Origin of the sequence: Cryobacterium tagatosivorans (assembly GCF_004402215.1) — a bacterium.
Lineage (GTDB): Bacteria > Actinomycetota > Actinomycetes > Actinomycetales > Microbacteriaceae > Cryobacterium > Cryobacterium tagatosivorans.
This window is the reverse complement of record NZ_SOEZ01000073.1, coordinates 1-20,400: the sequence shown is the minus strand read 5'-3', so window position 1 is coordinate 20,400 and position 20,400 is coordinate 1. Positions and strand designations below refer to the sequence as shown.

The window sequence follows — 20,400 nt, the reverse complement described above, 5'->3', positions numbered from 1 at the left end:
GGTGTCCAATCCGTTCGTCGTTGAATGGCATGCTGGCCCCCGCCCGAGGGACGCGCACGAGACCGAAACTAGCGGATGATCGGTGCATTGTGTGGAGAATGACCCCCGTACTGGGGGCACGACGCTCAGGTCCGGGCTGCGGAGGGCGCAAGACGCACAGGCGTCGACGCGGCGGACACCGCAGCATCCCGCCGGCCGCCGATCGCGCGCAGGGCGTTGAGGATCGTGGCCAGGTCGACGAGCTCCTGGGAGAGCGCGCCGGCCGTGGCCGGAATGAAGCCGAATGCGGCCAGCAGCATGAGGCCCAGGCTCAGGGCGATCCCGAGCCAGATGCTCTGCAGCGCGATCCGGATCGTGTCCTGGCCGATGGCCACTGCGCGTGCGGTGCGCGAGAGGTCGTCGAGCAGGATGACGACGTCGGCCGACTCGCTGGCGGCCGTCGCGCCCTTCGCCCCCATCGCGATGCCGACGTCCGCGGCGGCGAGCACCGGCGCGTCGTTGACGCCGTCGCCGACCATGATGACCGGGCGGCCGGCGATCGCCCGGACGGCGTCGACCTTGTCCCTGGGCAGGCAATCGGCCTGCACGCGGGTGATGCCGACCAGCTCCGCGATGTGCTCGGCCGTCGGCCGGGCATCGCCGGTGAGCATGACGGTGTCGCGCACCCCGCGGGCGGCGAACGCCGAGATGGTGGCCTTCGCGTTGTCCCGCAGCCGGTCGGCGGCCACGATGCTCCCGGCGAAGCGTCCGTCGACGGCCACGTAGATCGCCAGTTCGCCGCCGTCCAGCGGCGTCGCCGCCGCGTCCGGGGCCCGATCGGCGACGAAGGACAACTTGCCGACCATGACCTCCAGGTCGCCCAGGCGGGCGACCACGCCGTTGGCCGGCACCTCGCTGGCCCGCTCGGTGCTCGTGAGTTCCAGGCCCCGGTCCCTGGCGGCCACGATGACCGACGCCGCAAGCACGTGGGAGGAATACTGCTCGGCCGAGGCCGCGAGCGCGAGCAGATTGCGCTCGGTGAACGGATGCTCCGGGCGCACGCCGACGATGGTCGGCTGGCCGTGGGTGAGCGTGCCGGTCTTGTCGAAGACGACGGTGCGGGCGCGCGCGAGCGTCTCGAGCACGCCGCCGCCCTTGACGATGATGCCGTTGCGGGCGGCGCGGCTCATGCCGCCCATGAAGGCGACCGGCGCCGAGATCAGCAGCGGGCACGGGGTGGCGACGACGAGCACCTCGGCGAACCGGGTCGGATCGCCGGAGAGTAACCAGGCGAGGCCGGCGATCGCCAGGGACACGGCCGTGAACGGCACCGCGTAACGGTCGGCCAGGCGCACGACCGGCGCCTTGCTCGCCGACGCCTCCTCGACCAGCGCGATGATCTGCTGGTACTGGCTGTTCGCGGCCGTCGAGGTGGCCCGGATTGTCGCCGCGGCCCGGCCGTTGATCGATCCGCTGAGCACCGGATCCCCGCTGCCGCGCTCGACCGGGAGGCTCTCCCCGGTGAGCGAGGACTCATCGAACGCGGCCCCGTCGGACACCAGGTCGCCGTCCACCGGGACGATTTCGGCCGGGCGCACGAGGATCAGGTCGCCGACCCGCACCTCGCCCGCCGGGACATCCTCGACCTCCGCCTGCCCGTCCCGCACCCGGTGCGCGACTTGCGGTGCGCGCTTCAGCAGCGCGTTCAACTCCCGCTTGGCCCGGTTGACCGCGTAGTCCTCGAGGGCGGCCCCGCCGGAGAGCATGAGCACGATGATCAGCGTGGCCAGGTACTCGCCGACGAGGACGGTGGCGACGATGGCCGTGATCGCGAGGAAGTCGATGCCGAAGCTGCCCCGGCGCAGTTGCCTGGCCATGCCGACGGCCTCGATCCCGGCGACGAACAGGCCGAACCCGCTGAAGAGCCACTGCACGGCGGCGGCGGCGCCGGCCAGCCAGAGGGCCAGGCCCACCACAGCGACCAGGATGGTGGCCGCGACGATGGGATACCGGCGTGCGGCATGGACGAGGGTTTGCATGGTCAACATTCTTCCCCCGGCCGGTGTCGCTCGCCAGCAAGGACAGGCTGTCCTGACCCGCTCCCCCGCCCGGATGCGAAAACAGCCCCGACCTGGTGAGGTCGGGGCTGTTACCCTGCCGGGCGGCAGCGGGGACGTGCGGGGCCGTTAGGCCAGGCGCGCCTGGAGGTTCTCGTCGATCGCCGCGAGGAACTCCTCGGTGGTCTGGAAGGACTGGTCCGGTCCCACGAGCAGCGCGAGGTCCTTGGTCATCTTGCCGCTTTCGACGGTCTTGATGACGACATCCTCGACCGTGAGCGCGAACTCGGCCAGGGCCGCATTATCGTCCAGCTTGGCCCGGTGGGTGAGCCCACGGGTCCAGGCGTAGATCGATGCGATCGGGTTGGTCGAGGTGGGCTTGCCCTGCTGGTGCTGGCGGTAGTGGCGGGTCACCGTGCCGTGCGCGGCCTCGGCCTCGACGACCCTGCCGTCGGGGGTGGAGAGCACGCTGGTCATCAGTCCGAGTGAGCCGAAGCCCTGCGCGACGGTGTCCGACTGCACGTCGCCGTCGTAGTTCTTGCAGGCCCAGACGTAGCCGCCCTCCCACTTCATGGCGGACGCGACCATGTCGTCGATGAGGCGGTGCTCGTAGGTGAGGCCGGCAGCCTCGTAGGCGGGCTTGAACTCGGCGTCGAAGATCTCCTGGAAGATGTCCTTGAACCGGCCGTCGTAGGCCTTGAGGATGGTGTTCTTCGTGGAGAGGTACACCGGGTAGTTGCGCTCGAGGCCGTAGTTGAGCGAGGCACGGGCGAAGTCGGTGATCGACTTGTCGAGGTTGTACATGCCCATGGCGACACCGCTGCCGGGCGACTGGAAGACCTCGAACTGCTGCGGTGCGCTGCCGTCCTTCGGGGTGAAGGTCATGCTGAGCGTGCCTTCGCCCTCGAAGCGGAAGTTCGTGGCGCGGTACTGGTCGCCGAATGCGTGGCGGCCGATGATGATCGGCTTGTTCCAGCCCGGGACCAGGCGCGGGATGTTGGAGATGATGATCGGCTCGCGGAAGATCGTGCCGCCGAGGATGTTGCGGATGGTGCCGTTGGGCGAGGCCCACATCTTCTTCAGGCCGAATTCCTCGACGCGTGCCTCGTCGGGCGTGATGGTCGCGCACTTGACGCCGACGCCGTGCTTCTGGATGGCGTGGGCCGCGTCGACCGTGATCTGGTCGTCGGTCTCATCGCGCTTCTGGATCGACAGGTCGTAGTACTCGAGGTCGATGTCGAGGTACGGGTGGATCAGCGTTTCCTTGATGGCATGCCAGATGATGCGGGTCATCTCGTCGCCGTCGAGCTCGACGACTGTGCCTTCAACCTTGATCTTCGACAATGGTTCTCCTCAGAAAGTAGGTGGGCCGCGAATGGCCGACGCCAAGCTTACTAGAGGAGTGCAAGTATCTTGACATCGAGAGACTTTACCGGGAGTTCATCTGGTGCGCGCGCCTCCCCGACTACCGGCCGGACCGGCCGCAGGCTAGCCTGTTCCCATGGCTACGCTCCGACTGGAAGAACTGTCTGCACGCAACATCGTTGCGGCCAACAACCTGAGCCTGAAGCCGGGGCAGGAGCAGTTCATCGCGCCGGTCTCCTATTCGGTAGCGGCCACGGTGATCAACCCGGCCACGTCCTGGCAGCGGGTGGTGCTCCAGGGCGATGACGTCGTCGGCTTCATTCACGGCAACTTCGACCCCGAGTCCGAGCACGAGGAGTTCCGCGCCTGCATCTGGCGGATCAACGTCGACGCCGCGGCCCAGGGCAAGGGCGTGGGCAAGTTCGCCGCGGACGCCCTCGCCGAGGAGGCCCGCTCGCGCGGGTTCGACCACATCAACGTGATCTGGGAGCCGGGCGCCGAAGGCCCGGAAGAGTTCTTCCACCGGATCGGTTTCACCGACGTGGGCCAGACCCAGTTCGGCGAGACCATCGGCGCGCTCCAGCTCTAGGTGCGCCCGGGCCCCGACAGCGCGTTCGTGGCGCACGTGCTCGACGTCGTCGACGCGATTCCGCCCGGCCGGGTGATGACCTACGGCGATGTGGCCGCCGCGCTCGGCTCCCGGGCGGCCCGCGCCGTCGGCCAGGTCATGTCGAACTACGGGTCGGACGTGCCGTGGTGGCGCGTCATCCGCGCGGGCGGGCATCCGCCGACCGAGCACGAGGACCGCGCCCTGCCGTTCTACCTGGCCGAAGGCACGCCGCTGGTGGGTTCGGGCGGGGCGGCGTACCGGATCGACTACGCCGCAGCCCGCTGGTCGCCCGAGTAGCCCTGGAAGAGCCTCTGGCCACGCCGCCGCACGCGGTGTTATCGTGCACCATGAGCAGCGACCCCGTCGTCAGCAACCCCGGCCTGTACCGCGTCATCATGGAGAACGAGCGCGTGCGCGTGCTCGAGTACCGCGACGGACCCGGCGACAAGACCACGCCGCACCATCATCCGGACAGTGTGATGTTCACGCTCAGCTCCTTCCGCCGGAGGCTCTCTTCCGACGGAGCGGAGGTCGACGTCGAGCTCCCGGCCGGCGTTCCCCGATGGTTGCCCGCACAGGTTCACGCCGGCGAGAACATCGGCGACAGCGAAACACACACCATCTTCGTCGAGCTGAAGGACGCACCGGCGGGCGGGGGCGCGCCCTCCGGCGAGGCGCGCCTCGGCCCGAGCACCGACTAGCCGCTATCCTCGGTGCAAGCGCTTGCATCGAGGCGGCGCGGGAAGCGGTGCCGAGTTGTCCCACCGAACGCCGATTGCCGCCGCGGCCGCGCTGATCGCGGCATCCGTCACCCTGCTCGCCGGATGCTCCGGCCCGGCCCCCGCGGTCCGGCCCGCCGCCGACAGGCCGGCCGGCACCCACGATGTGGGCGTGGAACTGTTCCAGTGGAACTGGGACTCGATCGCCCGCGAATGCACCGACAACCTCGGGCCCGCCGGCATCGCCTGGGTGCTCGCCTCTCCCCCGAACGAGCACGTCACCGGACCGGAATGGTGGACGAGCTACCAGCCGGTCAGCTACCGGGTCGAGTCACGCCTCGGCACCCGCGACCAGTTCGCGTCGATGGTGGCGACCTGCCACGAGGCGGGCGTCGACGTGCTCGCCGACGCCGTGCTGAACCACATGACCGGCCGGGACGCGGCGGGCGTGGGCTGGGCCGAAAGCAGCCACGAACACTACGACTACCCGGGGCTCTACTCCGACGCCGCCGGGGACTTCCACCACTGCGGCCGGGGCGAGGGCGACGACATCACCACCTACCGCGCGGCGTTCGACGTGCAAAACTGCGAACTCGTGAACCTCGCCGACCTGGCCACGGAGACCACGCACGTGCGGGGCACCCTCACTGCGTACCTGGCGGACCTGCTCTCGCTCGGAGTCGACGGCTTCCGGATCGACGCGGCCAAGCACATCGCGGCCGCCGACCTGGCGGCGATCCTCGCGCCGCTGCCGCCGGACACCTACGTCGTGCAGGAGGTCATCCGCGGCTCCCGGGAGGCCGTCCAGCCCGAGATGTACACGGGCAACGGCGATGTGTTCGAGTTCGGCTTCGCGCGCGAACTGGAGGGCATGGTCGAGTCCGGCACGATGAGCGTCAGCGAGGGGTTCGGCGAGGACTGGGGCTTCCTGCCCGGCCGGGTCGCCCGCACCTTCGTCGACAACCACGACACGGAACGCAACGGGGAAACCCTGAACTACACGGATGGCGCCGAGTACGTTCTCGCCAACGTGCTCACGCTTGCCCTCCCCTACGGTGCCCCCGTGCTCTACTCCGGCTACGCCTTCAGCCCCGGCGATGACGGGCCGGCCCAGGACGCCTCCGGCCGGGTGGAGGATGCGGACTGTGGAACGGTCGGCCCCGCCGAGAGGTACGCCGACGGCGACTGGGTCTGCCAGCACCGCTGGGACGCGATCGCCGGCATGGTGTCCTGGCGGAGCGCCGTCGGCGACGCCCCCCTCGTCAACTCGTGGACCCGGGGCGACGGGTACGCGTTCAGCCGCGGCGAGCGCGGGTTCGTCGCGATGAACGCGGGCGACGCGCCGCTCGCCCGGCGGTTCCAGACCGGCCTGGCCTCCGGGACCTACTGCGACGTCGTGACCGGCGGGAGCACGCCGACGGCCGCCGAAGCCTGTTCGGGCGACGCCGTCGAGGTCGCCGCCGACGGCACGGCCTCGCTCAGCGTGCCACCCGTTGGCGCCGTTGCCATTCACGTGGGAGCCCGCCTGTCCTGAACGGCTGCCGGGCCATCGCGACGAACACGGTCAGCCAGACGGCCAGCGCAACCCAGAGCGAGACCGCCCCGATCTGCCCGACCAGCGGGAGCTCGTCGGCCTGCCCGAGGTAGATCCCGGCGACCGCGTACATCCCCACCGGGAACGCGATGCTCCACATCGTCGCCTCGTAGCGCAGCGGCACCCGCTTCCAGGCGTGGCGCCACACCCCGACCGCGATGAGCACCGGGATCAGCCAGGTGGCGAAGGCCCAGAACAGCACGGAGACGCCCGCCACGAGGCCGCGGGTCGCGTTCACCATCGGCGTGTCCGCCATTTCGACGATCCGCGCGCCGGCGAGGACTGTGATCGCGCAGGCGCCCATCGACACCCAGTAGGGCGGGTCGAGGTTCTCCGGGCGGATCTCGTAGAGCATCAGGCGCAGGGTCACGAACACGCCGGCCGCCCCATAGAGGAAGAGGCCCACCGACCAGGACAGGATCGCGAGTACCGCAAGCAACGACCTGGCGTCGCCGGACACGGGCTCCAGCGAGGCCGCCACCACCGCCATCGACTGGCTGGCGACCACCCAGATGAACCAGGTTCCGTTCGCCGCCGGGAGCGCGGGGCGCACCTCGTTGCCGAGCACCGCGAACCAGGGCACGGCATAGCCGAGCAGCAGCCAGGCGACCCCGGCGATCCCGAGCAGCACCGTGGCCGCGCCGTACCAGCCCTCGACGGCCAGGCGGGCGGCGAGCACATTGGTGCCGGCGACGAAGGTGAAGAACTGGAACCCGCGGTGCGGGTCGTGCAGGTCGCCGACGAAGGCCGACCGGTAGGCGACGAACCGCCAGAGAGTCAGCACGACGAGCACGGCGTAGGCCGCGGCGCAGACGACCAGGAGGACGAAGCTGAGCGGAAGGGCCCCGATCAGGTTCATTCCGACCGAGACGATCCCGGTGGCCATGACGAGGGCGAAGTAGCCCGGGGGCATCCCGCGGACCGCCGCACCGACCCGCGCCCCGATGTCATTCGTCACAGGCTCAGGGTACTGCCGCGGGTGCCCGATGCACCCGCGGCAGGTCGCCGGTTCCTAGACGAGCGACTCGCGCCAGGCCGCGTGCAGCTGGGAGAACCGGCCGGTGCCCGTGATGAGCTCCTCCGGCGTGCCGTCCTCGACGATCCGCCCGTTCTCCATCACGAGCACCCGGTCGGCGATCGCGACGGTCGACAGCCGGTGCGCGATGATCACGGCGGTGCGGTCGCTCAGCAGGGTCTGCAACGCCTCCTGCACGAGGCGTTCGCTCGGAATGTCGAGCGAGGACGTCGCCTCGTCGAGGATGAGCACGGCGGGGTCGGCGAGGAACGCCCGGGCGAACGAGATCAGCTGGCGCTGGCCGGCCGACACGCGTCCGCCGCGCTTGTTCACGTCGGTGTCGTAGCCGGAGGGGAGCCCCTCGATGAAGTCGTGCGCGCCCACCGCCCGCGCGGCCGCCATGATCTCCTCGAGGGTGGCATCCGGCTTGCCGATGGCGATGTTGTCGGCCACGGACCCGCTGAACAGGTACGCCTCCTGGGTGACCATGACGATCGCCCGGCGCAGGTCCTTCGGGTGCAGGTCGCGCAGGTCGACGCCGTCGAGCAACACGCGGCCCGCGGACGGGTCGTAGAACCGCGAGATCAGCTTCGCCAGCGTCGACTTGCCCGCCCCGGTCGAGCCGACGAGGGCGATGGTCTGCCCGGCCGGGATCGTGAGGTCGAAGTGCGGCAGGACGACGCGATCGCTCTTGTAGGCGAATTGCACGTTGTCGAAACGCACGTCGCCCTCGGATTTCCACAGGTCGACCGGCTTGATCGGGTCGGGCACGCCCGGGCGCTCCTCGAGCACGCCGGAGATCTTCTCGAGCGCGGCCGCGGCCGACTGGTAGGAGTTGTAGAACATCGCCATCTCCTCCATCGGGTCGAAGAATCGTCGGGTGTAGAGCAGCGCGGCCAGGAGCGCGCCGATGGCCAGCTGGCCGTCGACGACGCGGAATCCGCCCACCAGCAGCACGGCGGCGACCGTGACGTTGCCGATCAGCACGAGGCCGGGGTCGAAGATGCCGAACAACTGGATGACCCGGCCGTTCACGTCGCGGTAGCTTTCGACCAGGCCGGCGAACTGCTGTTCGTTGCGCTTCTCCTTGCGGAACGCCTTGACCGCCCGGATGCCGGTCATCGTTTCGACGAAGTGCACGATCAGGCTCGCCGAGGCCACCCTGGACTGCCGGAACAGGGTCTGCGAGCGCAGCTGGAACCAGCGGGTGAGCACGATCAGCGGCACGAGCGCAACGAAGAGCACGAGGCCGCTCTGCCCGTCGAGCGAGAACAGCGCGATGGCCGTGAAGACCATGTAGAGCACGCCCTGCACGAGCTGGTTGATGCCCGAGTCGAGGAGCTCGCGGATCGCGTCGAGGTCGCTGGTCTGGCGCGAGATGATCCGGCCCGACGTGTACGACTCGTGGAACTCGAGGCTCAGCTTCTGGGTGTGCAGGAACACCCGCTTGCGCAGGTCGATCAGCACGGCCTGGCTGATCCGGGCGGATAGCACGGTGTACCAGGCGATCAGCAGCGCGCCGATGATCCCGGTCAACAGGTAGGCGCCGCCGGCCAGGGCCAGCGGCATCCAGTCCTGGGCGATGAGCGCCGGCAGTCCCTTGTCGATGCCGAAGGCGATCAGCGCCGGGCCGGCCACCTGCGCGGCCGTGGAGACGACCACGACGAGCATGGCCCCGACCACCGGCCAGCGCACCGGGTGCAGCAGCGAGCCGAGCAGCCGCAGGGACCGCCGGCGAATCTGGGCGCTTTCCGCCCGGGTGAAGTCATGGCGTTCTTCGCCCTCTACCCCGGTGACACTCACAGCGAGTCCTCTTTCCGCATCGACTCTCGTCGTTCTTCGTCCTCCAGGCTGGAGATGACGAACTTGTAGTGCTCGCTGCGCGCGAGCAGTTCGGAGTGCCGCCCGACGGCCGTGATCCGGCCGTCCTCGAGCAGAGCCACCCGGTCGGCCAGCATGACCGTCGACGGGCGGTGGGCCACGACCAGCGCCGTGGTCGACGCGAGCACCTGGCGCAGGGCGGCCTCGACGAGCGCCTCGGTGTCCACGTCGAGCGCCGACAACGGGTCGTCGAGCACGAGCACGGCCGGCCTGGCCGCGACCGCGCGGGCGAGTGCGAGGCGCTGCCGCTGGCCGCCGGAGAGGCTCATGCCCTCCTCGCCGACGAGCGTGTCCACGCCCTGCGGCAGGTCGTGCACGAACCCGGCCTGGGCGATCTGCAGGGCCTCCTCGAGCACGGCATCCGCCTCGGGCCTCGGCTCCGCGAGCTCAGACCGGCCGAGCAGCACGTTGTCGCGTACGGAGGCCGAGAACAAGGTGGCGTCCTCGAACGCCATCGCCAGGTGGGTCCGCAGTTCCTCCCGGCCGAGGTCGCGCACGTCGATTCCGTCGAGGGTCACCCGGCCGCCGGTCACGTCGTAGAGCCGCGTGGTCAGTGCGGTCAGGGTCGACTTGCCGGAGCCGGTGAGGCCGACCAGAGCCATGGTCTCGCCCGGTTCGAGCACCAGGTCGATGCCGTCCAGCAGGTCCGGGAAGCGCTCGGGCGAATCCTGGTAGCGGAAGTGCACGTCCTCGAAGGCCAGTCGGCCGCGGGGCGCCTCGATCGTGACCGGCCGCTCCGGGTCGGTGATCGCGTTGGGCGCATCCAGGATGTCGAAGAAGCGGTCGGTGGCCGTGCGCGCGTCGAACGTCATTGACAGCAGGAACCCGATCGATTCGACCGGGAAGCGCAGCACGGTCGCCGTCGCGAAGAAGGCGACCAGCTCGCCGACGCTGAACTGGCCCTGCCCGGCCAGCCAGACGCCCGCGACGAGGCAGAGCGCAAAGGCGACATCGGGCACCAGCAGCAGCCAGAGCCAGATGCCGGCGATCGCCTTGGCCTTCTCGATCTCCGTGCCGCGCAGGCTTTCGGCCTGCGAAGCGAAGTTCTTCATGGCGTGGCTGCCGCGCCCGAAGGCCTTGAGCACGCGGATGCCGTGCACGGACTCCTCGACGGCGGTCGCGAGGTCGCCGGCCTGGTCCTGGCTGCGCCGGGCGATGATCGAGTACTTCTCCTCGAAGACGTAGCCGTAGATCCAGATCGGGATCGAGCAGACGACGAAGATCACGCCGAGGATCCAGTTCATCGAGACCAGGATCACGACGCCGACGACGATGGTGAGGAAGTTCACGACGAGCAGCACGAGGCCGAAGGAGATCCACCGGCGGATCAGGTTGAGGTCGCTGACCGCGCGGGAGAGCAGCTGGCCGCTCGGCCAGCGGTCGTGGAACGTGACGGGGAGGTCCTGCAGCCGGGCGTAGAGGCCGTTGCGCATCCGGGCCTCGATGAAGGTGCCGGGGCGCAGTACGAACCAGCGCCGCAGGGCGATCAGGATCGCCTCGACGACGCCGAGGGCGAGCACCATCAGCACGGCCGGCCAGATCTGGCTCGGGTCGCCCTGCGACAGGGTCCCGTCGACGAGCCACTGCAGCACCTGCGGGATCGCCAGCGCGACGAGGCCCGCGAGCAGGGCGGCGACCATGCCGAGGTAGATCCGCGGCATGGCCGGCTTCGCGTACGGGTAGAGCCGCAGCAGGGTGCGGAAGGTGTTCTTCCGGGCGTGTGGAGTCGCCTCCGGGGGCGCCGGGGGTGAGTGTTCGGCTAGTGCGGTCATCTGGGAGTCCTGAAAAGGTGCGTGGCGTCGAGAAAAGCGGGCATCGCGGCGATCGGAATCGCGCGCGGGCGGCGGAAGACGTGCGCTTCCGGCGTGCAGGCGGCGGCTGCCGCCAACGAAATTGGCTGTGCTGGGGGCTGCCGCGCGGTGCTGCGCTGGGCAGCCGCGCGCTGGAGCCCGAGGCGCTAAGCGGCGGTCAGCGGGCCGGCGACGAGCGGACGGGCAGCGAACGGGCTGGCCGAGGCGATGGAGATGCCAAAGGCAGCGCCGCTGCTCGCAATCGTTGCGAACCTGGGCTGTGCTGTCTTCGTCATGTCGGCCTCCTGAGCGCGTCGTTCTTCGTCTTTGCCCCCCTGATCAGGCAGCCTTTCAGACTAGGCCCCGGGCCGCCGCCGCGCAAGCTGCTCTTTTCCGCGAAACCGCAGTTGTGCGCGCTAAAACACGCGAATAACGCGCACGACTGCGGTTTCGCGGGGGTGCTGGTCAGCGGATGCGCACGCTCAGGCAGGTCACGCAGCCCTCGAGCTTCTCGAATTCGGAGATGCCGACCGTGACGACGCGGTAGCCGCGTTCGCGGAACAGGTCCGCGCTGCGCGGCGCGGACGAGGACATCAGCACGGTCTGCTCGTCGAGCACGACGACTGCGGTGCCCTCCGCCTCGGGGACGGCCAGGAAACGATCGAACAGCCCCTCGTCGTCGACGAGCGGCGGGTAGCCGACAATGGTTCCGTCGGGCAGGGCCGTCACGGCGGTCTTCAGATGCAGGGCGCGGGTGACCGGCACCGGGACGACCGCGTAGCCGAGCGGGACCACGATGGCGGCCAGCTGGCGGGTGCCTTCGGCGTTCGTGCGGAGGCTCTGGCCGACGTAGACGGTGTTCCCGACCTTCAGCACGTCCCCGCCGTCGAGGGTACCGGGCAGCTCGAGCCGGTGCACGGTCACGCCGAGCCCGCCGACCGCGGCCGCGGCCCCCGCGCTCTCGCCGCGGCGGCTCTCGGCTCCCGGGCTGGTGACGACGGCCACGTCGCCGAACATGACGACGGCGTCCTCGATGAAGACCGAGTCGGGCAGCTCGTCGGCCGGATCGACCTCCCGGGTCTCCCAGCCCTCGGCTTCGAGGGCGGCGACGTAGTCACGCCACTGCGCGCGGGCCAGCCGGGCATCGATCGGGGTGCGTTCGATGTGCGTCAACTGCCCCTCGGCCAGGGTGCTCGCCGGACGTCGGACCAGGGCAATGCGCCTCGCGTGCTTCATCCCGTCAGCCTAGTTCCCGCGCCTTTTCCCCCCGCGAACCCGCAGTTGTGCGCGTCATTCGGCGTTCATAACCCGCACGACTGCGGGTTCGCGGGGTACTTCGAGGCGGGCGGCGGCCAGGCGCTCGGCGGCCTCCAGCGTCGTGATGCCCTGCGCGCGCGCATCCGTGAAGATGGTCGCGACGGTGTCGCCGATGGCGTCGACCCGGGCGGCGATGGCGTCGAGGTCGGCGTCCGGCTCGCCGGCGAGCGCGAGGTAGATCACGCCGCCCGCGTTGACCACGAAGTCGGGGGCCCAGAGGATGCCGCGCGCGTCGAGCTCGGCGGCGCCTTCGGACGACTCGAGCTGGTTGTTGGCGGCTCCGACGACGCCGAGCACGTTCAGCTCGCCGATCACCTGCGGGGTGAGGACCCCGCCGAGGCCGCAGGGCACGAACAGGTCGGCCTGCACGCGGTGGGCGCCGGCGACGGGGACCCAGTCGGCGCCGAGTTCTTCGGCCAGCTCGCGCTTGTCGAGGTTGACGTCGGTCACGGTCAGCTGCGCGCCGGCGGCGGCGAGCGCCCGGGCGAGCCGGCCGCCGACCTGGCCGAGGCCGGAGATCACGATGTGGCGCCCGGCGACCTCACGGCTGCCGAACAGCGCCTCGAGGGTGGCGACGAGGCTCGCGTAGACGCCCGCGGCCGTCGCGTCGGCCGGTTCGCCCACCCCGCCACTGGACGCGGGCAGGCCGCAGACGTTCGGCGTGCGCTCGGCGACGATGGCCATGAGCTCGGCGCTCGTGCCCACATCCTCAGCGGTCATGTAGGCGCCGTTCAGGCTTTCGATGGCGTCGCCGAGGTCGAGCATGGCGTCGCGCTTCTGCTCGTCGGTGAGCACAGTCCCGGTCGGCAGGTAGATGACCGATTTGCCGCCGCCGCGGGTGAGGCCGGCGGCCGAGTTCTTGAGCGTCATCGCGGCCGAGAGCCGCAGCGCGTCGGCGACGGCTTCGGTCCAGTTCTCGTACTGCCAGACGCGGGCGCCGCCGAGGGCCTGGCCCAGGCGGGTGGAGTGCACGGCGACGGTGATGACGAGTCCGGAACGCACGCCCGTGCTGATGAGCACGCGCTCGTGCGTGAACGGGATTCCGGCGAGGGCATCCAGCGACAGTGATGGTTGCGTGAGAGTCATGAATGGTTCTTCCTGTGGAGGCCTTGTGGGCAGGTGTGTGCCGCTCAATTGTGTTGGGCGGGATACCTCAAGACTAAAGCCTTTCCCCCGCCGCGAACCCGCAGTTGTGCGCATTAAAAGGCACGCATAACGTGCACAACTGCGGTTTCGCGGGACCACACGAGGGGGAAGGGGTGCTAGTGGAAGAAGTGGCGTTCGCCGGTGAAGTACATGGTGACGCCGGCCAGGGCCGCGGCGGCGATGACTTCCTCGTCGCGCACCGAACCGCCCGGCTGCACGACCGCGGTGACGCCGGCGTCGAGCAGCACCTGCAGGCCGTCGGCGAAGGGGAAGAACGCGTCGGAGGCCGCGACCGAACCGGCCGCGCGGTCGCCGGCCCGGAGCACCGCGAGGTGGCAGGAGTCGACCCGGTTGACCTGGCCCATGCCGACGCCGACGGATGCTCCGCCGCGCGCCAGCAGGATGGCATTCGACTTCACCGAGCGGCACGCCTTCCACGCGAACTCGAGGTCCGCACGGGTGGCCTCGTCGGCCTCCGCTCCGGCCGCGAGCGTCCAGCCGGCCGAGCTGAAGTCCTCGAACGTGTCGGACTCCTGCACGAGCAGGCCGCCGGAGATCTGGCGCAGCTCGAGCGACGAGCGCCGGTAGTCGGCCGGCAGTTCGAGCAGGCGGATGTTCTTCTTCGCCCGGAGGAGCTCGAACGCGGCCGGTTCGAAGCCGGGGGCCACGAGCACCTCGGTGAAGATCTGGCTGACGGTCTCGGCCATGCCGAGGGTGACCGTGCGGTTGGCGGCGATCACGCCGCCGAACGCGGAGACCGGGTCGCAGTCGTGCGCCCGACGGTGCGCGGAGGCGATCGCATCCGGCGCCTTCGCCGCGGCGACGGCGATGCCGCAGGGGTTGGCGTGCTTGATGATCGCGACGGCCGGCTGGTCGAAGTCGAAGGCGGCGCGCACCGCGGCATCCGCGTCGACGTAGTTGTTGTAGGACATCTCCTTGCCGTGCAGCTGCACGGCCTGGGCGATTCCCTGCCCGCCCTCGCCGGCGTAGAGCGCGGCGGACTGGTGGGCGTTCTCGCCGTACCGCAGCACGGCGCTGCGGCTGGCCTCGATGACGAGGGTGTCCGGGAAGAACGGGATCTCGATCTCGACCTCGACCCCGCTGACGGCGTCGAAGGCCTCCACGATGTCTTCGCCGAGGGCTTCGGTGTCGTCGGCCCACTGGTCGTACACGTTCTCGGTGAACCAGGCCGACACCGACAGGTCGTAGCCGGCGGTGTGCTCGAAGGCGAGTGAGGCGAGCTTCTGGCGCTGGCGCAGCGTGGTTCCGCCGGCCTGCACCGCGGCGATGATCTCCGGGTAGTCCTCCGGGTCGACCACGATCGCGACGTTCGCGTGGTTTTTGGCCGAGGCGCGCACGAGGGCTGGACCGCCGATGTCGATCTGCTCGATCACGTCGGCCGGGGCCGCGCCGGACTGCACGGTTTCGACGAACGGGTACAGGTTCACGACGACGAGTTGGAAGGCGGCGATGCTCAGGTCCTTCAGCTGGTCCTCGTGCGCCTCGAGGCGCAGGTCGGCCAGGATGCCGGCGTGCACGGCGGGGTGCAGGGTCTTCACCCGGCCGTCGAGGGATTCGGGGAACCCGGTGACCGTGGCGACGTCCGTCACCTCGTGGCCGGCCGCGCGGATGGTGGCCGCCGTCGAGCCGGTGGAGACGATTTCGACGCCCGCGGCGGCGAGCGCGTCGGCGAGGTCGATCAGGCCGGTCTTGTCGCTGACCGAGATGAGGGCGCGCTGCACGGGAATGACGTCCCGGTCGCGGTAGAGGCTCGCTGCCGTGCTCTGTGTGTGGCCGCTCATGTGTGGGAAGGCTCCTTGAGGTTGACGTGTCCGTTGGCGATGTCGAGGACGGCCTGCACCAGCAGGCGACGCTCGAGGGTCTTGATGCGTTCGTGCAGGGTGGATTCGGTGTCGCCCGGCAGGACGGGCACCCGTTCCTGCGCGATGATCGGCCCGTCGTCGACGCCGTTGTCGACCACGATCAGGCTGGCCCCGGTCTGGCTGACCCCCGCGGCGAGCGCGTCCCGCACGCCGTGGGCGCCGGGGAACTCGGGCAGGTACGCCGGATGCGTGTTGATCAGGTTCGGGGAGAGCGCGGCGACGACGCGCGGCGGCAGCAGGCGCATCAGGCCGCTGAGCACGACGAGGTCGGGCTGCCACTGCTGGATCTGCGCGAGGAGCTCGTCACCCCAGCTCTCCCGGTCGGCGTGCGAGGAATACGGGACGGTGAAGGTCGGCACGTTGAACTCCTCGCCGAGGGCGAGGCCGTCGGCATCCCGGTCGGCGCCGATCGCGACGACCCGGGCCGGGAACTCGGCGTCCTCGGACGCCTCGAGAAGGGCGCGGAGGTTCGATCCTCCGCCGGAGATCAAAACGACCAGTGACAGCACGCTTCGAGCTTACCGTTTCGCCCAGGAGGACTCCGGGGCCGGGAGAGTGACCGCCCGCCCGCCGACCAGCAGGCCGAGGCCGGCGGCCAGGCCGATCTCCACGGCGGCGAGGGCGCCGACCAGCAGCGGGTTCGGTCCGACTGCGGCCAGGCGCCCCGGGCCCATCGCGCCGGCCGACCACCAGGCGAGCAGCCCGAGGATGCTGCCGCCCACGAGCCCCATCGCCAGCCCGGTGAGCAGGCGCTGCGCCGCGCCCGGCGCGGGGGCACCCGTCGAGCCCTGCGCATCCGCCAGCCGGCGGGTCAGCCGGGCGGCGCCGAAGCCGATGAGCACGGGGACGAGCAGCCCGACGAAGCCGAGCTCGAGTGTGCCGTGCGGCAGGACGCCGAGGATCGGCAGCCCGGGGACGGCGCCGAGGGAGGTGCCGACCGGCGACACGCTCGTGCCGACGCCGAGGGCGATGCCCGGGCCGACGAACCAGGCTGCGGCCCAGATGACGAGGTTGGGGATCAGCGCGAGCTGGGCCAGGGTGAGCGCGATGCCGCCCATCACCCCGGCCTGCAGTGTTTCGTAGAGCCCGATGACGGTCGCATAGTTGACCACGGTGAGCACGGCGACGGCGGCCGCGGAGACCGCGATCACGCCGAGCGCCGCCGCTGTCCCGCCGCGCAGGGCCGCCGCGGCCACCGTGCGGGTCCGGGCATGCAGGCCGGCGAAACGGGCTCGCATGCCGACGGAGCCGGGGCCCTCCAGGGAGCCGGCCAGCACGCCGAGGGCGTAGACCAGGGTCGGCAGGATGATCCCCTGCGGCACGGAGGGCCGCACGAGCTCGGTCCCCGCGGAGAGGGTGACCAGGGTGGCGAGCAGGCCGTAGGTGGCGACGGCTGAGGCGACGCCGACCCAGCGGTGCGGGGTCTCGGCGACGCGGCGGCCGGTGCGCACCCCGAACAGGCAGGCGATGAGGGCGACGCCGAGCAGGGCGATGGTGACCGGGAACGGCTCGAGGGCGGCCGGCATCCCCAGGGCGGCGACGACTCCGGGGCCGAGCTGCACGTGCAGATCGACCCCGTTGCCGAGCAGCCACGCGTCGGCGGCGGCCCGCCAGAAGACGAGCCAGTCGACGCCGAGGTCGAACTGCGTCGCCCAGAGGATGGTCAGCGGCACGAGCGCGATGCCGATGCCGATGGCGACGACAATGAGCGCCTCGAGCGCGGCGAGCAGGGCTGTCGTTATGCGGTTCATCGGCCTCTGAGCCTACCCGCCGATCCGGCGGCGCCCGGCGTGCGCGCCCGGTGCGTGCGAATTCCGCGGCGATTCCGGGCGGCCGAGATTTCGGGCCGCCGTGCAGGGCTACTTGTGGTACGGCGCCCGGACCATGGCGATGATCGCCGCGAGGCCGAGGATCGCGCCGACGACGACGAATCCGGTGAGTCCGAGGGTGAGAAAAGTCTCCATATGGACCAGTATGGCGCACGCAAGAGGGGCCCGGCGAGCAACGCCGGGCCCCTCCACTGGATGCTTCTCTACAGTGCGGCGAGAACCTCGCGCAGCAGGGTCGCGGTCTCGCTCGGCGTCTTGCCGACCTTGACCCCGGCGGCCTCGAGGGCCTCCTTCTTGCCCTGGGCGGTTCCGGCCCCGTTGGAGACGATGGCACCGGCGTGGCCCATGGTCTTGCCCTCGGGGGCGGTGAAGCCGGCGACGTAGCCGACGACGGGCTTGGTGACGTGCGCCCGGATGTACTCGGCCGCCTTCTCCTCGGCGTCACCGCCGATTTCACCGATCATGACGATCGCCTTGGTCTCCGGGTCCGCCTCGAACGCCTCGAGGGCGTCGATGTGGGTGGTGCCGATGATGGGGTCGCCGCCGATGCCGATCGCGGTGGAGAACCCGAGGTCGCGCAGTTCGTACATCATCTGGTAGGTCAGGGTGCCCGACTTGGAGACCAGGCCGATCGGGCCCTTGCCGGTGATGTTCGCCGGGGTGATACCGACGAGCGCCTCACCGGGGGTGATGATGCCGGGGCAGTTCGGCCCGATGATGCGGGTCGTGTTGCCCTTGGCCTGGGCGTAGGCCCAGAACTCGGCGGAGTCCTGCACCGGGACGCCCTCGGTGATGATGACGAGCAGCGGGATGCCGGCGTCGATCGCTTCGATCACGGCGTCCTTGGTGAAGGCGGGCGGGACGAACGCGATGGAGACATCCGCGCCGGTCTTCTCCATCGCCTCGGCGACCGTGCCGAACACGGGCAGCTCGACGTCGCCGTGCAGGACCGTGGTTCCGGCCTTGCGGGCGTTCACGCCGCCGACGACCTGGGTGCCGGCCTTGAGCATGAGGGCGGTGTGCTTGGTGCCCTCGCCGCCGGTGATGCCCTGGACGATGACCTTGGAGTCCTTGTTGAGGAAGATTGACATTCCGGGGTTCCTTACTTCGCTGCGTGGGCGAGTTCGGCGGCCTTGGCGGCGCCCTCGTCCATCGTTGCGGCCAGTGTGACGAGCGGGTGGTTGGCCTCGGCCAGGATGCGGCGGCCCTCTTCGACGTTGTTGCCGTCGAGGCGCACGACGAGCGGCTTGTTCGCGGAGGTGCCGAGCTCGGCGAGCGCGCCCACGATGCCCTTGGCGACGGCGTCACAGGCGGTGATGCCGCCGAAGACGTTGACGAAGACCGACTTGACCTGCGGGTCGCCGAGGATGACGTCGAGGCCGGCGGCCATGACCTCGGCGGATGCTCCGCCGCCGATGTCGAGGAAGTTGGCCGGCTTGACGCCGCCGTGGTTCTCACCGGCGTACGCGACGACATCGAGGGTGCTCATGACGAGCCCCGCGCCGTTGCCGATGATGCCCACTTCGCCGTCGAGCTTGACGTAGTTGAGGTCGTTCTCCTTGGCCTTCGCCTCGAGCGGGTCGGCGGCGGCGGCGTCTTCCAGGAACGCGTGCTTGGGGTGGCGGAAGCCGGCGTTCTCGTCGAGCGTGACCTTGCCGTCGAGCGCGATGATGTCGCCCTCTTCGGTGAGCACGAGCGGGTTGACCTCGACGAGGGTGGCGTCCTCGCCCGTGAAGACGTTGTAGAGCTGCACGAAGATCGGTGCGACCTTGTCAACGAGCTCGGCCGGGAACTTCGCGTCGATCGCGATCTCACGGGCCTTGGCCAGGTCGATCCCGGCGAGCGGGTCGATCGACACGTAGGCGAGCGCCTCCGGCTTTTCAACGGCCAGGACCTCGATCTCCACGCCGCCCTCGTAGCTGGCGAGTGAGAGGTAGGAGCGGTTGGCCCGGTCGAGCAGCACGGAGAAGTAGAACTCCTGCGCGATGCGCGCGCCGCCGGCAACCATGACCCGGTTGACGGTGTGGCCCTTGATGTCGAGGCCGAGGATGGCACGGCCTGCGGCCTCTGCGTCATCCGGGGTCTTCGCGACCTTGACGCCGCCGGCCTTGCCGCGGCCGCCGACCTTCACCTGCGCCTTGACGACGACGACGCCGCCGAGCTTCTCGGCGGCCGCACGCACCTCTTCGGGGGTGTCCGCGATGATGCCCGGGAGAACCGGGACTCCATAGTGCTCAAACAGGTCTCTTGCCTGGTATTCGTAAAGATCCACGCTGCTCTTCCAATCCGCGTCATAGCGTTCGTGCATGGTGAGGGGGTGTCGGGCGGCGCTGTCGGCATCGGATTTAGCTCGACGTCAAGACATACGACCCGGACAAACTCTACCGTCCGGGTCAAACAGTGGCTAATCGCGGCGGTCGGCAATAGCATCTGACGCACACGCTCCTGAGCGTGTCGCGACGGAGAGGGGGCCCGGGCGATGGCTTCGCAGCCGGCGGCTACCGCGCCGCCCCACGTGCTCGAACTGCGCGTCCACGGCATCAACAACACCGCCCCGAACGTGCTGCTCGACCTGCCCGGCGACGAAAGCGAACGGGTCGCCGGCGACACGCTCGGCAGCTTCTGGCGCCCCACCGCGGAGTCGCTGGGGCGCCGGCGCGCGCGCGGAACGTCGGCGCCCCGGGGGTCCGTGCCTCCCCGGATCCGGCGCGAGGCGTATTCCTGGGGCGGCATGGTGCGCAGCACCCCGGATGCCGCCGGGCCGGGCGGTATCGTCGTCGCGGCCCTGGCCCGGGTGGGTTGGGCCCTCCTCCTCCCGTTCAGCATCGCCAACGCCGCGGCCTGGAGCTGGCGGTTGCCGACCCACGGCCCCGCGGCCGGGCGGAGCGCCCGGGCCGGGATCATCCGCCTCTTCGGCGTGCTCCTCACCCTCCTGCTGGTGGCCACGACCACCTCCCTCGCCGTCGATGTGCTCGCCCAGCAGTGCTACACCGGCCGCACGCTCGACTGCACCGTGCTGCCGGGGCCGTTCGAGGCGCTGGCCGGGTGGACGACCGGACGGCGGATGGCCCTGCTCTCGCTCGCCCCCGCCGGGCTCACCGTCGGGCTGTGGCTGTTGTCGGCCGTGTCCCGGCTCCGTTACGACGTGGCCGACCGCTTCCTCGCGGCGCAGCCCCGGTCGCCGGCGCCCGCCGCGGCGGCGGCATCCGGGCCGG

17 protein-coding genes and 1 pseudogene are annotated in these 20,400 nt (G+C 70.3%); 5 read left to right on the top strand and 13 right to left on the bottom strand.

The genetic code is table 11. The annotated features are described in order from the left end of the window. Positions 1–125: 125 nt before the first annotated feature. The gene (locus E3O23_RS15060; protein ID WP_134492402.1) at positions 126–2,018 is read right to left on the bottom strand and encodes a heavy metal translocating P-type ATPase; all 1,893 of its coding nucleotides are present in this window, start codon (positions 2,016–2,018) and stop codon (positions 126–128) included. Between the two features lie 147 nt (positions 2,019–2,165). Beyond that, positions 2,166–3,380 carry an NADP-dependent isocitrate dehydrogenase gene (locus E3O23_RS15055; protein ID WP_134492400.1) on the bottom strand — a complete coding sequence of 405 codons (1,215 nt, stop codon included), beginning with the start codon at positions 3,378–3,380 and terminating at the stop codon, positions 2,166–2,168. 157 nt (positions 3,381–3,537) lie between these two features. On the opposite strand from E3O23_RS15055, the gene E3O23_RS15050 reads away from it, so the two are divergent. The 4 genes from E3O23_RS15050 to E3O23_RS15035 are packed head-to-tail and all read left to right on the top strand — an operon-like array spanning position 3,538 to position 6,264. Continuing rightward, entirely contained in the window at positions 3,538–3,990 is a 453-nt protein-coding gene (locus tag E3O23_RS15050; protein WP_134492398.1) for a GNAT family N-acetyltransferase, read from the top strand. A 27-nt stretch (positions 3,991–4,017) separates the two neighbouring features. After that, a complete protein-coding gene (locus E3O23_RS15045; protein ID WP_241983498.1) occupies positions 4,018–4,308 on the top strand; it encodes an MGMT family protein in 291 nt (96 codons plus the stop codon). Between the two features lie 50 nt (positions 4,309–4,358). After that, positions 4,359–4,712 carry a cupin domain-containing protein gene (locus tag E3O23_RS15040; protein ID WP_134492394.1) on the top strand — a complete coding sequence of 118 codons (354 nt, stop codon included), beginning with the start codon at positions 4,359–4,361 and terminating at the stop codon, positions 4,710–4,712. A 55-nt stretch (positions 4,713–4,767) separates the two neighbouring features. Continuing rightward, positions 4,768–6,264 (top strand): alpha-amylase, encoded by a 1,497-nt coding sequence (locus E3O23_RS15035; protein ID WP_166790534.1) that lies wholly within the window; start codon positions 4,768–4,770, stop codon positions 6,262–6,264. Here E3O23_RS15035 and E3O23_RS15030 read toward each other — a convergent pair. The 11 genes from E3O23_RS15030 to sucC form a co-directional block, all read right to left on the bottom strand. Continuing rightward, entirely contained in the window at positions 6,209–7,282 is a 1,074-nt protein-coding gene (locus E3O23_RS15030; RefSeq protein WP_134492390.1) for a tellurite resistance/C4-dicarboxylate transporter family protein, read from the bottom strand. The two genes, E3O23_RS15035 and E3O23_RS15030, sit on opposite strands and share 56 nt — an antisense overlap. 54 nt (positions 7,283–7,336) lie before the next feature. Next, positions 7,337–9,142: an ABC transporter ATP-binding protein gene (locus tag E3O23_RS15025; protein ID WP_134492388.1), complete on the bottom strand. Its 1,806-nt coding sequence runs from the start codon at positions 9,140–9,142 to the stop codon at positions 7,337–7,339. Beyond that, complete coding sequence (locus tag E3O23_RS15020; RefSeq protein ID WP_134492386.1) at positions 9,139–10,992, bottom strand: ABC transporter ATP-binding protein; 1,854 nt, start codon at positions 10,990–10,992, stop codon at positions 9,139–9,141. Before E3O23_RS15020 ends, E3O23_RS15025 begins: the two co-directional genes overlap by 4 nt. 185 nt (positions 10,993–11,177) lie before the next feature. Next, complete coding sequence (locus E3O23_RS18710; protein ID WP_255453310.1) at positions 11,178–11,306, bottom strand: hypothetical protein; 129 nt, start codon at positions 11,304–11,306, stop codon at positions 11,178–11,180. Between the two features lie 169 nt (positions 11,307–11,475). After that, entirely contained in the window at positions 11,476–12,246 is a 771-nt protein-coding gene (ddaH, locus tag E3O23_RS15015; protein WP_134492384.1) for a dimethylargininase, read from the bottom strand. A gap of 54 nt (positions 12,247–12,300) precedes the next feature. Beyond that, positions 12,301–13,413: a Glu/Leu/Phe/Val dehydrogenase dimerization domain-containing protein gene (locus E3O23_RS15010; RefSeq protein WP_134492382.1), complete on the bottom strand. Its 1,113-nt coding sequence runs from the start codon at positions 13,411–13,413 to the stop codon at positions 12,301–12,303. 176 nt (positions 13,414–13,589) lie between these two features. Beyond that, complete coding sequence (gene purH, locus E3O23_RS15005) at positions 13,590–15,275, bottom strand: bifunctional phosphoribosylaminoimidazolecarboxamide formyltransferase/IMP cyclohydrolase (RefSeq protein WP_134492380.1); 1,686 nt, start codon at positions 15,273–15,275, stop codon at positions 13,590–13,592. Next, positions 15,272–15,865, bottom strand: a complete 594-nt coding sequence (gene purN / locus E3O23_RS15000; protein ID WP_134492378.1) for a phosphoribosylglycinamide formyltransferase — start codon at positions 15,863–15,865, stop codon at positions 15,272–15,274. Before purN ends, purH begins: the two co-directional genes overlap by 4 nt. Before the next feature lie 9 nt (positions 15,866–15,874). Further along, positions 15,875–17,107, bottom strand: a complete 1,233-nt coding sequence (locus tag E3O23_RS14995) for a cell division protein PerM (protein ID WP_134492376.1) — start codon at positions 17,105–17,107, stop codon at positions 15,875–15,877. Between the two features lie 281 nt (positions 17,108–17,388). After that, positions 17,389–18,276: a succinate--CoA ligase subunit alpha gene (sucD, locus tag E3O23_RS14990; protein ID WP_134492374.1), complete on the bottom strand. Its 888-nt coding sequence runs from the start codon at positions 18,274–18,276 to the stop codon at positions 17,389–17,391. A gap of 11 nt (positions 18,277–18,287) precedes the next feature. Further along, entirely contained in the window at positions 18,288–19,457 is a 1,170-nt protein-coding gene (gene sucC / locus E3O23_RS14985) for an ADP-forming succinate--CoA ligase subunit beta (RefSeq protein ID WP_134492372.1), read from the bottom strand. A 207-nt stretch (positions 19,458–19,664) separates the two neighbouring features. Here sucC and E3O23_RS14980 point away from each other — a divergent pair. After that, positions 19,665–20,400 (top strand): annotated as a pseudogene (locus E3O23_RS14980) (hypothetical protein); the annotation flags it as partial.